The 13,163-nt window shown below is 69.0% G+C and carries 11 protein-coding genes; 1 reads left to right on the forward strand and 10 read right to left on the reverse strand.

What is annotated here, in order from left to right:
- Window position 1: 1 nt before the first annotated feature.
- From EHW97_RS08185 to EHW97_RS08230, 10 genes are all read right to left on the reverse strand, one after another.
- Complete coding sequence (locus EHW97_RS08185; RefSeq protein ID WP_124236684.1) at window positions 2-649, reverse strand: hypothetical protein; 648 nt, start codon at window positions 647-649, stop codon at window positions 2-4.
- A gap of 136 nt (window positions 650-785) precedes the next feature.
- Window positions 786-2,492 carry a dipeptide ABC transporter ATP-binding protein gene (locus EHW97_RS08190; RefSeq protein WP_124236685.1) on the reverse strand — a complete coding sequence of 569 codons (1,707 nt, stop codon included), beginning with the start codon at window positions 2,490-2,492 and terminating at the stop codon, window positions 786-788.
- Entirely contained in the window at window positions 2,489-3,457 is a 969-nt protein-coding gene (locus EHW97_RS08195; protein ID WP_243696355.1) for an ABC transporter permease, read from the reverse strand. Before EHW97_RS08195 ends, EHW97_RS08190 begins: the two co-directional genes overlap by 4 nt.
- 1 nt (window position 3,458) lies before the next feature.
- Window positions 3,459-4,385 (reverse strand): ABC transporter permease, encoded by a 927-nt coding sequence (locus EHW97_RS08200; protein WP_124236687.1) that lies wholly within the window; start codon window positions 4,383-4,385, stop codon window positions 3,459-3,461.
- Window positions 4,386-4,514: 129 nt separating this feature from the next.
- A complete protein-coding gene (locus EHW97_RS08205; protein ID WP_124236688.1) occupies window positions 4,515-6,128 on the reverse strand; it encodes a peptide ABC transporter substrate-binding protein in 1,614 nt (537 codons plus the stop codon).
- A gap of 198 nt (window positions 6,129-6,326) precedes the next feature.
- The gene (locus EHW97_RS08210) at window positions 6,327-7,211 is read right to left on the reverse strand and encodes a hypothetical protein (protein ID WP_124236689.1); all 885 of its coding nucleotides are present in this window, start codon (window positions 7,209-7,211) and stop codon (window positions 6,327-6,329) included.
- Between the two features lie 75 nt (window positions 7,212-7,286).
- Window positions 7,287-8,234, reverse strand: coding sequence for an electron transfer flavoprotein subunit alpha/FixB family protein (locus tag EHW97_RS08215; protein ID WP_124236690.1), 948 nt, complete (start codon window positions 8,232-8,234; stop codon window positions 7,287-7,289).
- Between the two features lie 15 nt (window positions 8,235-8,249).
- Complete coding sequence (locus EHW97_RS08220; protein WP_243696356.1) at window positions 8,250-9,029, reverse strand: electron transfer flavoprotein subunit beta/FixA family protein; 780 nt, start codon at window positions 9,027-9,029, stop codon at window positions 8,250-8,252.
- A 173-nt stretch (window positions 9,030-9,202) separates the two neighbouring features.
- Window positions 9,203-10,165 (reverse strand): hypothetical protein, encoded by a 963-nt coding sequence (locus EHW97_RS08225; RefSeq protein WP_124236692.1) that lies wholly within the window; start codon window positions 10,163-10,165, stop codon window positions 9,203-9,205.
- Window positions 10,166-10,167: 2 nt separating this feature from the next.
- Window positions 10,168-10,947, reverse strand: a complete 780-nt coding sequence (locus tag EHW97_RS08230) for an enoyl-CoA hydratase/isomerase family protein (protein ID WP_124236693.1) — start codon at window positions 10,945-10,947, stop codon at window positions 10,168-10,170.
- Between the two features lie 161 nt (window positions 10,948-11,108).
- On the opposite strand from EHW97_RS08230, the gene EHW97_RS08235 reads away from it, so the two are divergent.
- Complete coding sequence (locus EHW97_RS08235; protein ID WP_124236694.1) at window positions 11,109-13,157, forward strand: PTS fructose transporter subunit IIABC; 2,049 nt, start codon at window positions 11,109-11,111, stop codon at window positions 13,155-13,157.
- The last annotated feature ends 6 nt before the right edge of the window (window positions 13,158-13,163 follow it).

Consider the following 13,163-nt stretch of genomic DNA (forward strand, 5'->3'; position numbering starts at 1 on the left):
GTCAGCCCACGCTCCGCAGGCGGGGCGCGAGCGACTCGACCGCCCGGACCTGCTGATCGCCGTCGGGCAGCCAGAAGCGCCGCCGCGCCGCCGGCCGGCCGACCTGCTGCACCTCGATCGTCGCCTGCCGCGACTGCAGATGCCCGCTCCCGCGCTCGACCCCGTGCCAGACGACGTCGGTGAGCCGCACGTGGGCGCGCGCCCGGGGCCAGGCACCGTCCCACGCGATGATGATGCTCTGTCGTTCGTAGAGCCGAGCGGCCATGCGCTGCGCGTCGCGCGCGGAGATGTCGCGCCCGGCCACGACCACGACGGAGACCACGTCGACGAGGGCCGCGACGACGGCGAGCCAGTCCTCGCCCGGATCGGGGACGAGCACGGTGCGCTCGAGGTCGACGCCGAAGGACTGCGCGGCCTCCATGCCGAAGTCGTCGGCCCCGACTACCGCGCACCAGGCTCCATCGTGGGAGGACGGGCCGGCCATGACGAGCATCGCGAGCGTGGCCGAGTCGACGGTGTAGGCGTGGCCGACTTGCAGGTCGAGCATGCCGGACAAGGCCGGGTGAACGGTCAGGGACGCGACCTGCGGGCGCCCCTCGAGCTGGCGCACCTTGGCGCGCAGATCATCGATCAGAGCAGCACGGGACACCCTCCCAGTATCGAACACCTGTTCGAACAGGTCAATCCGGAGGAACCCTCGCCATGCCAGTGGGGAGCTCCGCTGTCACCTCGCGACAGCGAAACTCCCCACTGGTGTCAGACGTCCTACGTCTCCTGGTAAACCGTCAGCTTGCGAGTTCGATCGAGCCGCCGGGGATGGCGTCGAGGAGTTTGCGGGTGTACTCCTCGCGCGGGCGGTCGAAGACCTCGGTCACCGTCGCCTGCTCCACGACCTTGCCGTTCTGCATCACCAGGACGTCGTCGGCGATCTGACGGACCACCGCGAGATCGTGGGTGATGAACAGGTAGCTCAGGCCCAACTCGGCCTGCAGGTCGTTGAGCAACGTGAGGATCTGCGCCTGCACGAGCACGTCGAGCGCGGAGACCGCCTCGTCGAGGATGACCACCTCGGGATCGAGCGCCAGCGCACGGGCGATCGCCACGCGCTGCCGCTGGCCACCGGACAGCTCGCTGGGGAACCGGCGCATCACCGCCGACGGGAGCGAGACCTTGTCGAGCAGGTCGCGGATCTTGGCCTCGCGCTCCTTGTCGCTACCGATCTTGTGGGTGCGCAGCGGCTCCTCGATCGAGCGGTAGATCGAGTACATCGGGTCCAGCGAGGCGTAGGGGTTCTGGAACACCGGCTGCACCCGGCGCCGGAACGCCAGCTGCTGCTTCTTGTCGCGCAGCGAGGTGATGTCGATGCCGTCGAACTCCACCGAGCCGCTGGTCGGCTCCAGCAGGTCCAGGACCATGCGGGCCACCGTGGACTTGCCCGACCCGGACTCCCCCACGATCGCCGTCGTCGTTCCGCGCCGCAGGCGGAACGACACGTCGTCGACGGCGGTGAAGTCGATCGAGCGGCCCGGTGCACCACCGGGGAGCTTGAACACCTTGGTGAGGTTCTTGGCCTCGACCACGGCAGTCGTGACCTCGCCGCCGAGCAACTCGTCCTCCGCGACGACCTCCGCCGCGATCTCGCCGGCGGTCTTGACCGAGCTTTCGCGCACCTCCGCCCGCAACTGCGAGGTCAGCCGCTGCGACGCCAATGACGGCGCGGACGAGATGAGCCGCTTCGAGTAGGGGTGCTGCGGGTTCTTGAGGATCTGCAGCGCCGGGCCGGATTCCACGACCTGCCCCTTGTACATCACCACGAGGTGGTCGGCTCGCTCCGCGGCCAGGCCCAGGTCGTGGGTGATCAGCAGCACCGCGACGCCCAGATCGGCGGTCAACGTCTCCAGGTGGTCGAGGATCTGCTTCTGCACCGTGACGTCGAGCGCCGAGGTGGGCTCGTCGGCGATGAGCAGCTTCGGACGTGCCGCCAGGCCCATCGCGATGAGGGCGCGCTGGCGCATACCGCCGGAGTACTCGTGCGGGAACTGCCGGGCACGGCTGGCCGCATCGGGAAGCCCGGCCTCCTCGAGCAACTCCACCACGCGCTTGTCGGCGGCCTTGCCCTTGGCGATGCCGTTGGCTTCCAGCGACTCCTTGATCTGCGACCCGACCCGCACGAGCGGGTTGAGGTTCGACATCGGGTCTTGCGGAACCAAGCCGATCTGGCTGCCCCGGATCGCCTCACGCTCGCGGCGCTTGAGATGCGTGATGTCGCGCCCGTCGAACACGATCGAGCCGCCGGTGACGTGGCCCGTACCGGGCAGCAGGTCGATGATCGCGTGCGCGGTGGTGGACTTGCCCGAGCCGGACTCACCCACGATGGCGACGGTCTGCCCCGGGTAGACGGTCAGACTCGCCCCGCGGACCGCGGGGATATCCGTCTTGCCGGCGCGGAAGGCGACCTGCAGGTCGGTGATCTGCAACAGAGGTTCGGTCATGACTTCTTGGCCTTCGGATCGAGGGCGTCGCGCACAGCGTCACCGAGCAGCATGAAGCTCAGGACCGTGATGGCGAGGGCGCCGGCGGGGAAGAACAGGACGTGCAGGTTGCTGCCCGAACGCACCTGGCTCTGAGCGGCGGCGATGTCGTTGCCCCACGAGACGACGCTCGGGGGCAGTCCGATGCCGAGGAACGACAGCGTGGCCTCCGCGACGATGTACACACCGAGGGAGACAGTCGCGGTGACGATCACCGGGGCCAGCGAGTTGGGGATCACGTGACGCCACAGGTTGCTGCGCCGGGTGGCGCCGATGGCCCGTGCGGCGTCGATGAACTCCAGCGACTTGATCTCGAGCACCGCACCACGAGCGATACGCGTCATCTGCGGCCAGCCGAACACCGCCAGCACCAGCACCACGGCCAGCACACCGCCCCAGTAGCCCCGGTTCGACCAGACGTTGTTGAGCGACGAGAGCAGCACGATCGCGCCGAGGATCAGCGGGATGGCGAAGAAGACGTCGGCGATGCGCGAGATGATCGTGTCGGTCCACTTGCCGTAGAAGCCGGCGATCGCTCCCGTCAGCAGCCCGACGAACGTCACGAACAGCATCGTCAAAATGCCCACCGTGACGGAGGCACGCGCCCCGTAAATCACCCGCGAGAACACGTCATAACCCTGGCGGTCGAAGCCGAACCAGTGGCCCGCTGACGGCCCTTCCAGGCTGCGCGACAGCTGGGCTTGGCGCGGGTTGATGTCAGTGAACAGCCCCGGGAAGAGGACGACGATGAAGATGAAGACCAGCAGCACCGCGGAGACCCAGAAGATCCAGTTGCTGCGCAACTGCTTCCAGGCCTCCTTCCACTGGCCCTCCGGCGGCGCGCTCGTGTCGACCGTCCCGGTCTCCTCGAGCGGCGTATCGGCCGCGGGGGCGACGTAGATCGTCTGACCAGGCAAAGGAGTCATGTCAGGCATAGCGAATCCTCGGGTCGAGAGCGGCGTACAGCAGGTCGACGAGCAGGCTCATGACGACGTAGACGAGCACCATGACGGTGACCACCGAGACCACCGTCGGCCCTTCGCCTCGCAGCACGGCCTGATACGCGAGATTGCCGATGCCGGGAATGTTGAAGATGCCCTCGGTCACGATCGCGCCGGCCATGAGAGTGCCGAGATCGGCGCCGAGGAAGGTGACGACGGGGATCAGCGAGTTGCGCAGCACGTGCCTGCGGTTGACCTCGCTCTCGCTCAGGCCCTTGGCCCGGGCGGTACGCACGTGGTCCGCGGTGAGGTTCTCGACGACCGAGGTGCGCGTCAGGCGCAGCACGTAGGCGAAGGACACCAGGCCGAGCACGGTGGCTGGGAGGATGAGGCGGGTGATCGAGGCGTCGCCGCCGACCGTCGCCGGCGCCCACTGCAACTGGACGCCGAACACCAGCTGCAGCATGAAGCCGAGGACGAAGATCGGCACGGCGATGACGAGCAGCGAGACCACGAGCATCGTGGAGTCGAACAGCTTGCCGCGGCGAAGACCGGCGTAGAAGCCGGCGATGATGCCGAGCACGGCCTCGATCACGAGGGCCATCAGGGCGAGCTTGAGGGTGACCGGGAACGCGCGGCCGATGAGGTCGGCGACGGGCTGGCCGGAGTACGAGAGGCCGAAGTCACCGGTGAGGGCGCCGCCGAGGAAGAGCAGCCACTGGACGATGAACGGCTGGTCGAGGTTGTACTGCGCCTCGAGTTGCGCCTTGACGGACTCGGAGACCGGCTTTTCTCCGAACAGCGCCAAGATGGGGTCGCCGGGCTGCAGGAACACCATCGCGTAGATGAGCAACGTGGCGCCCAACACCACGGGAATCGCCTGCAGCAGGCGTTTGCCGACATACCACCACATGGGCAGGACCTCCTGATCGAGGGATCAATCTACTCCCCTGCGGTGGGTCGCACCGGCGCGCGGGGGGAGGGTGGGTTCACACACGGGTGGGGCGACACCCCGAGAGGTGTCGCCCCACCACAGTGGTGATTACTTGGTGACGCGCTGGAGCTCCGGCTTGTTCTGCCAGTTGAACTCCACGTTGTTGACACCCTCTGCCGCCGCGGCGGAGATGTTGGTGTTCCACAGCGGGATCGCGGGCAGATCCTCCATGAGGATCGCCTGCGCGTCAGCAAGCGCCTGATAGCGCTCCTCGTCGTTCTGCGCGCTCGAGGCCTTGACCAGCAGCTCGTCGAACTCCGGGTTGCTGTAGTCGCCGTCGTTCGAGCCGGCGCCCGTGCCGAAGACCGGGCCGAGGTAGTTGTAGATCGACGGGTAGTCAGGCTGCCAGCCGGTACGGAACGCCGTGCCGATGGTGCGGTTGGTCACGAGCTCGCGCAACTCGGCGAACGTCGGGAACGCCTTCGGCTCCGCCTCGATCTCGAGGTTGGTGCGCCACTGGTTGACGACCGCCTCGACCCATTCCTTGTTGCCCGCGCCGTCGGCGTTGTACGACAGCTCGAACGTGCCCTCGAAGGGGCTGATGGCGTCGGCCTGGGCCCAGAGATCCTTGGCCTTGTCGGCGTCGAACTCGAGGACCTCGTTGCCCTCGACATCCTCGGTGTAACCGGGCATCAGCGGCGAGCTGAAGTCGGTCGAGGGCGAACGCGAGTCGTCGAAGATCTTGGAGGTGATCTCCTCGCGGTCGATCGCCATCGAGAGGGCCTGACGACGCAGCTTGCCCTCCTCGTCCTCACCGAAATGCGGGAGCGAGGACGGGATGGTGATGGTCGAGTTGACCGAACCGGGCTCGGAGAACGCCTGCACCGAGTCGTCGTTCTCGTAGGTGGTCAGCGCGCTCGGCGGCACCTGGTCGAGCACGTCGAGGTTGCCCGACTGGACGTCGGTGTACGCGGCGTCGGGATCCTGGTAGAACTTGTAGGTGATGCCGTCGTTCTGCGCCTTGCGGTTGCCGTCGTAGTCCTCGTTCGGGACGAGCACGGCCTCGACGTCGTGCTCCCACGTCTCGAGCGTGTAGGGGCCGTTGCTGATCGGCTTCTCGCCGAAGGCCTCCATGTCCTCGAACGCGACCTCCGGCAGCGGGAAGTACGCCGAGTAGCCCAGGCGGCCCGGGAAGTCGGCCTCGGCGTTCTTGAGCTTGATCGTGAAGGTCAGGTCGTCGACGACGTTGAGACCGGAGATCGTGTCACCGCTCTCGATCGTGCCGTCGGCCGTGGTGCCCTCGATCGGGTAGTAGAAGTACGCGCCGAGCTGAGCGTTCTCGGGGTTGGCGCCGTAGTTCCACGCGTCCACGAAGGAGTTGGCCGTGACGGGGCTGCCGTCGGAGAACGTCCAGCCGTCCTTGAGCTTGACGGTCCAGGTGACGTTGTCCTCGGACTCGATCGACTCGGCGACCTCCATCTCGGTCTCGCCATCGGTCGTGTACGACACGAGGCCGGCGAAGATGAGGTCGATGATGTTGCCGCCGCCCACCTCGTTGGTGTTGCTCGGCACGAGGGGGTTCTGGGGCTCGATGCTGTTCGACGTGATGACGTTGTTGGCGCTGTCGCCGCCACCGTCTCCACCGCCGCAGGCAGCCAGGGTCAGGCTGCCGGCCGCGACCAGCGCGATGCCCGCCAGGCGTGTCCGCCGAGTGAGTCGCATGGGGTTTTCCTCCTGTACATGGGTACGCCAGATCAGGCGCAACCTCATTGCTATCACTCAGGACGGGTGCTCCGACAGAGGGCGACAGGCACCTTAATCAAAGTGTTACCGAACCGATGAGCCATCGCGAAGGGTTCACGCGAGCTATGGACAACCCGATCATCGGAGGCCGTATCGCGATCGCGGCGCGGCGAGTCCCTAGCGGCGGCGGAGGTTCCGGAGCCGCGGGAGGGCGAGGTCGCCGTCGTAGTACGCCCAGACGATGTACGCGAAGGGTCCCAGCTCTCGCGCCTGCTCGACGACGGCGGGCTCGACGGAGCCGTCGAGATCGTCGAGGACCCGCGCCCAGGATCGCTCGAGCTCACCAGGACGTCGCGGGGTGTACGACAACTCGCGTGCAAGTCGTTGCGCGCGCCGCCGCGCCTCCCGCACCCCGTCTTGCGCCCGCGTCCGGGGACGAGCGGGCTTCCCGCCCGTCGCGTGGCGACGCCCGGCGAGGACGCCGCTCGCCACGAGCAACGCCGCGACGCTGAGCGACCACGACAGTACGGGCCGTGCGCCGACCGCCTCGACCATCGCCCCGTATCGCAGGCTCATGAGGAGGCCCGCCAGCACCGCGACGACCGCGACGAGCACCGCGGCCGGCAGCATCGACGGCGACTGGCGGACGGCAGCAGGAAGCGGCAGCATCGCGAGGAGCAGCAGGACGCCCGCGCCGACGACGACCGCCGGCTCCGCGATCGTCATCATCAGCACCGGGTCCTGGGTGTCGCGCCCCTTCGGCGGCAGCGTGACCGCGGTGCCGACGAATCCGGCGACGACGCCGACGATGTAGACGGTCCACCACAGCGGCGGCTGCCGGGGCGCGGACGAGGTCACCGCCGAACGCTCCCCTCGACCCTCAGCCGCCATGCGGCGCACGATCTCGGCGCGGAGCAGGGCGAGGTCGATGACGCGGTCGACCCACGCCCGCTCACTCCCGTGCCGGGCGGCCCGACCCGCCGGGATCAGCGCGCTCGCCCGTGACACCACCGTCGCGATCGCCGTGTCGTCGCCGGCGAGCCGCACGACCGATGACCTCATCGGCGCCTCCTCCCTTCAGTGGCGAAGGCCCCCGGATGAGCATCATCCAGGGGCCTTCGTCCAGCGCGCGGGCGATCAGCCCTTGCGCTTCTTGATCTCCTCGGTGGCCTGCGGCAGCACCTGCTTCAGGTCGCCCACGACGCCGAAGTCGACGAGCTCGAAGATCGGCGCCTCGTCGTCCTTGTTGACCGCGACGATCGTCTTCGAGGTCTGCATGCCGGCCCGGTGCTGGATGGCGCCGGAGATGCCGTTGGCGATGTAGAGCTGCGGCGAGACGGTCTTGCCGGTCTGGCCCACCTGGAAGGTGTGGGGGTACCAGCCGGAGTCCACCGCGGCGCGCGAGGCGCCGACGGCGGCACCGAGAGCGTCGGCGAGCGCCTCGACGTCGGAGAAGTCGCCACCCGTGCCACGGCCGCCGGAGACGACGATCGCGGCCTCGGTGAGCTCGGGACGACCCGAGGTCTCCTTGGGCTTGTTCGAGGTGATCTTGGCGGTCTTCGACACCTCGGCCACCTCGGCGGAGACCGCCTCGACGGCGCCGGCACCGGAAGCCTGCTCCGGCGCTGCCGAGTTCGGCTTGACCGCGATGATCGGCGTGCCCTTGGTGACCTGCGCGGCGACCGTGAAGTTGCCGGCGAACACCGACTGGGTCGTGGTGATCGTGCCGCCATCGACGGTGACGTCCACGGCGTCGGTGATCAGACCGGACTCGGTCCGCAGCGCGACGCGAGCGGCGACCTCCTTGCCCTCGGTGGTGGAGGGGACGAGGACCGCGGCCGGGCTCTTCTCCTTGACCAGCTGCGTCACGCCGTCGGCCTTGGGGGCGACGAGGTACTCGCTGTAGGCGGCGTCGTCGAAGGTGTAGATCTTCTCGGCGCCGTACTCGGCCAGCACGCCGGTGTCGGCTGCACCGAAGACGACGGCGGAGGGCTCGCCGATGCGACGTGCGATGGTGAGGAGCTCCAGCGAGGGCTTGGTGACCTTGCCCTCGAGGGCATCGATGAGAACGAGGACTTCACTCATGATTCAGGCTCCTACTCACACGAACTTCTTGGAGGCGAGGAACTCGACGAGCTTGACGCCGCCGTCTCCCTCGTCGGTGATGATCTCGCCGGCCGTGCGCGGCGGGCGCGGGGTGTAGGACTCGACCTTGGTCCAAGCGTTGTCCAGCCCCACCTCGCTCGCGTCGATGCCCAGGTCGGCGAGCGTCCACTCCTCGACGGGCTTCTTCTTGGCGGCCATGATGCCCTTGAAGGACGGGTAGCGAGCCTCACCGGTCTGGTCCGTGACGCTCACGACGACCTTGCCGCTGGCCTCGATCTCCTGGGTGGCGGCGTCGCTGTCGCGACGGATCTTCACCGTGTCGCCCTCGACGGTGACCTCGGAGGCGTACGTGACCGCGGGCAGACCCAGTCGCTCGGCGACGAGCGTGGGAACGACGCCCATCGAGCCGTCGGTGGAGGCCATGCCGAAGAACACCATGTCGTACTCGAGCTTCTCGATCGCCTTGGCGAGCACGAGCGAGGTGGCGAACGCGTCCGAGCCGGCGATGGCGTCGTCCTCGACGTGAACACCGGAGTCGGCGCCCATCTGCAGGGCCTTGCGCACGGCGTCGGCGGCATCGGCGGGACCGACCGTGAGCACGGTGACCTCACCCTCGCCGGCCTCGACGACCTGCAGAGCCTGTTCGACGGCGTACTCGTCGAGCTCGGACAGCAGACCGTCGACGTTCTCGCGGTCGACGGTGTTATCGGCTTCGAACGTACGGTCGGCCGTGGCGTCCGGCACGTACTTCACAGCGACAACGATCTTGGTCACGAGGACCCTCCTGTGAAATCGGGGCGTGAGCCCGGCTGGGACCCACGGCAGTCTGACGACTGGTCGGATCAACCTTGCCATGTGAAGACTTCACATGGTGAGGCGACCCTTTCTTAACGAGCGATGTTACCCACAGGTTAACTACGCCACCGGCCGTGGCGCAGTGTCCTGAGTCACACCCGGCGGCGCCGTCCGGTGATCTGTCGCGAGAAGGCCTGCAGCGCGAAGCCGATGATGAGGTACGCGACGGCGGCGACGATCCAGGTGACGAGCGTGTCCAGCGGTGAGAGCTCCGCCCCGGTCCCGAGCGCCAGCGCGCGGCAGACCGGCTCGATCGCCTCGAAGAGACCGGCGGGCCGCTCCCCCAGCGCCAGCGTGAGCGCACCGAGCGCCAGCACCACCGACGCCAGGCTTCCCACCGCCACGGCGCAGGAACCGAGGAACCGCACGACCCGCGCCAGCAGGGAACGGCGAGGGCTCGGCGGCGCGGGCACCGCGGTGTCCGCCGACGCCGAGCCGGCGAACTCCCGAGGCGCGCTCGGCAGGCCGGCGGTCATGCTCGGCGCAGAAGTCGCCCGGCTCTCGTCAGTCGCGTCGGCGGGGGATGCGTCGACGCTCGCAAGCCCGGCACCGTCGGCGTCCACCTCGGTTCCGGCCGTCGGCACCTCACTGGCCCCGGGCCCGACCGGAGCATCGGAGTCGTCATCGGCCAGGACGACCGTCGACTCCGGTTGCGGGTCGGGCTCGACCATGGCCGTGTCCTCGCCAGCTGATGTCACCTCGCCCGAGCCAGGTGCCGTGCCGGTGCCGGCTTCCCCCTCGGCCAGGCGCGCGGCCTCGGCAGCCGCTTCCCGCTCAGCGGCTTCCGCCTCCTCGGCGAGACGCGCCGCCTCGGCGGCGGCAGCTTCACGCTCAGCGGCTTCTGCCGCGAGTCGCTCCGCTTCCAGCAGGGCGCGGGCCTCCTCGTGCTCGCGCTTGATGCGCTCCTCGGCCGCGCGCCGCGACTCCTCCAGCGCATCGCGTTCGTGACGGCGCTCGGTCCGTTCCTGATAGCGCCGCAGCGCCTCGTCCCGACGACGCCGCCGGGCCTCGGCGCGCAGCTGTCGCGCCCGCGCCTTGTCCTCGGAGGCACTCATGATCAGCGCCCGCTGAACGTGGCCTTGCCCGGGCCGTTCTCGATGAACGACGCCATGCCGGCCTTCTGGTCCTCGGTCGCGAAGAGTCCGGTGAATCCGGCCCGTTCGATCTCCAGACCGGTCTGCAGGTCCGTCTCCAGACCGCGATCCACGACGTCCTTCGCCACGCGCAACGCCAGGGCCGGACCGCCGACGAACTGGCGCGCCCACGCGACCGCCTCCTCATAGACCCGGTCGGCGGGGTGAACCGCGTCGACCAGGCCGATGCGCAACGCTTCCTCGGCGTCGACGAAACGGCCGGTGTAGATGAGCTCCTTGGCCTTCGCCGGCCCGACGAGACGTGCGAGGCGCTGCGTTCCGCCGGCGCCGGGGATGATGCCCAGCAGGATCTCGGGCTGGCCGAGCTTGGCGTTGTCGGCGCAGAAACGCACGTCGGTGGCGAGCGCGACCTCGCAGCCACCGCCGAGCGCGAAACCGGTGACGGCGGAGACGGTGGGCTTGCCGATCGCGGCGAGCGCGCGCGTGAAGTCCTGGAGCAGGTGACCGTGCGCGAGCATCTCGCGATACCCCATCTCGGCCATCTCCTTGATGTCCGCCCCGGCAGCGAAGACCCGCTCCCCGCCGTAGACGACGACGGCCGCGACATCCTCGCGGCGGTCGGCCTCGCGCGCGGCCTCGACGATCTCCTCCTGCATCTGAGCGTCGAGGGCGTTCATCTTCGGACGGTCCAGGCGAAGCGTGCCGACACCGTCGGTGACCTCGAGCCGTGCGTACTCTCCCACTTGCGCGTTCCTTTCCTCCCGGCGCACCGGCCGACGACTACTTCCCGCATCGTCCCACGTCACGCGGCCGGAGTTGACAGGGACGTGAGCCACGTCGCAAACTCACATGAAGCCACACAAACACACACATATCCACGAAGTGGCTCGAGAAAGTAGACGTCATGACCGACCTCATCGTCTCGGACCTCGTCGCGCTCGATGTCGACTTGGGCGCCGATCCGCGTTCTGTCATCACGGCACTCGCCCAGCGGGTGGAGGATGCCGGACGCGCTGACGCCGCGGGCCTCGCGGCAGACGCGCTCAAGCGCGAGGGGCAGTCCGCGACCGGACTCCCCGGCGGCATCGCCATCCCCCACTGCCGCTCGGCGGCCGTCCGCGAGGCTTCGTTGGCCTTCGCCCGGCTGAGCGCGCCCGCGCACTTCGGCGCTCCGGACGGTCCGGCCGAGCTCGTGTTCCTCATCGCCGCTCCGGCGGAGGGCGATGCGGATCACCTCGCCCTGCTGTCCGCACTCGCTCGTGCCCTCGTGCGCTCGGAGTTCACCGCCGCTCTGCGCTCGGCCACCTCGGCCGACGAGATCGTCGCGCTCGTGGACGAGGCGGTGGCTCCCGCACTTCCGGCGAAGACCGACGCACCTGACGAGCCGACCGAGGACGCGGTCGAGTCCGAAGACGCCGCCACCCCGGTCTCGCTCGTGGCCGTGACCTCCTGCCCCACCGGCATCGCACACACCTACATGGCGGCGGAGTCGCTCGAGCGAGCCGCGCGCGAGGCCGGTGTGGAGCTGCACGTCGAGCCGCAGGGCTCCTCGGGCAGCAAGCGTCTCGATCCTGAGACCGTCGAGCGCGCGGACGCCGTCATCTTCGCCACCGACGTCGGAGTCAAGGACAAGCAGCGTTTCGTGGGCAAGCCCGTGGTGGAAAGTGGCGTGAAGCGCGGCATCGACGACGCCGATGGGCTGATCCGTGAGGCCCTCGCCGCCGCTGCGGACCCCGACGCCCGCACGGTCGCGCCCGTCCGCGGCGGAACGGCCTCGACCGGCTCGGGCGGCGACGAGCACGCGTCGTTCGGCTTGAAGCTGCGCCAGTGGCTCCTCACCGGTGTGAGCTACATGATCCCGTTCGTCGCCGCCGGCGGTCTGCTCATCGCCTTGGGCTTCCTGCTCGCCGGGTACGAGGTGGCCGGAGACCCGGCGACGGCGATCCTGCAGGACAACTCCCTGACCAACCTGCCCGATCCGTTCGAGCACACCCTGTTCGGCAGCCCGCTCATGGCGTACCTGGGAGCGCTGCTGTTCCTGCTCGGCTCCTGGGCGTTCAGCTTCCTCGTGCCCGCGTTGTCCGGGTACATCGCCTACGCCATGGCCGATCGGCCCGGTATCGCGCCCGGCTTCGTGGTCGGCTTCCTCGCCAACCAGATCGGGGCGGGCTTCCTCGGCGGCATCGCCGGCGGCTTGCTCGCCGGCATGGTCGCGGGCTGGTTCACGCGGCGCTCCGCACCCCGCTGGCTCGCGGGCCTCATGCCGGTGGTCATCATCCCGCTGGTGACGACCCTCGTCGTCGGCCTGCTCATGCTGCTGCTCATCGGCCGGCCCATCGCCGACGCCAGTTCGGCACTCACCGACTGGCTCAACGGCCTCAGCGGCGGATCGGCGCTCGTGCTCGGCGCGATCCTCGGTCTCATGATGGCCTTCGATCTCGGTGGTCCGGTGAACAAGGCGGCGTACGTGTTCGCCACGACGGGCCTCACGGCCGACGCCATCGCGTCCGGCGACGCGACCCAGCTGAAGATCATGGCGGCGGTGATGATCGCCGGCATGACGCCGCCGCTCGCGCTGGCGCTGTCGACCGCGCTGCGGCCGCGCCTGTACACCGAGGAGGAGCGCGAGAACGGCAAGGCGGCCTGGCTGCTGGGTGCCGCGTTCATCTCCGAGGGCGCGATCCCCTTCGCCGCCGCCGACCCGCTGCGCGTCATCCCGTCGATGATGCTCGGCTCCGCGGTGGCCGGCGCCATGGCGATGGGAACGGGCGTCACGCTGGCCGCTCCCCACGGCGGTGTGTTCGTGTTCTTCGCGGTGGACCACGTCCTGTGGTTCTTCGTCTCCATCGTCGCCGGTACCGTCGTCAGTGCGATCGCCGTGACGGCGGCCAAGCAGTTCGGCCGTCGCGAGCCGGTCGCATCATCCGGGGCGCCTGCGCCCGCCAACGCCTGAGAGGAC

Origin of the sequence: Aeromicrobium camelliae, assembly GCF_003850045.1 — a bacterium.
GTDB classification, from domain to species: Bacteria; Actinomycetota; Actinomycetes; order Propionibacteriales; family Nocardioidaceae; genus Aeromicrobium; species Aeromicrobium camelliae.

What these genes read in the sequence shown, in the direction of transcription:
- EHW97_RS08190 (WP_124236685.1), bottom strand. Translation starts at nt 2,492, where the DNA reads ATGACCGAACCTCTGTTGCAGATCACCGACCTGCAGGTCGCCTTCCGC.
- EHW97_RS08195 (WP_243696355.1), bottom strand. Translation starts at nt 3,457, where the DNA reads ATGACTCCTTTGCCTGGTCAGACGATCTACGTCGCCCCCGCGGCCGAT.
- EHW97_RS08200 (WP_124236687.1), bottom strand. Translation starts at nt 4,385, where the DNA reads ATGTGGTGGTATGTCGGCAAACGCCTGCTGCAGGCGATTCCCGTGGTG.
- EHW97_RS08205 (WP_124236688.1), bottom strand. Translation starts at nt 6,128, where the DNA reads ATGCGACTCACTCGGCGGACACGCCTGGCGGGCATCGCGCTGGTCGCG.
- EHW97_RS08210 (WP_124236689.1), bottom strand. Translation starts at nt 7,211, where the DNA reads ATGAGGTCATCGGTCGTGCGGCTCGCCGGCGACGACACGGCGATCGCG.
- EHW97_RS08215 (WP_124236690.1), bottom strand. Translation starts at nt 8,234, where the DNA reads ATGAGTGAAGTCCTCGTTCTCATCGATGCCCTCGAGGGCAAGGTCACC.
- EHW97_RS08225 (WP_124236692.1), bottom strand. Translation starts at nt 10,165, where the DNA reads ATGAGTGCCTCCGAGGACAAGGCGCGGGCGCGACAGCTGCGCGCCGAG.
- EHW97_RS08235 (WP_124236694.1), top strand. Translation starts at nt 11,109, where the DNA reads ATGACCGACCTCATCGTCTCGGACCTCGTCGCGCTCGATGTCGACTTG.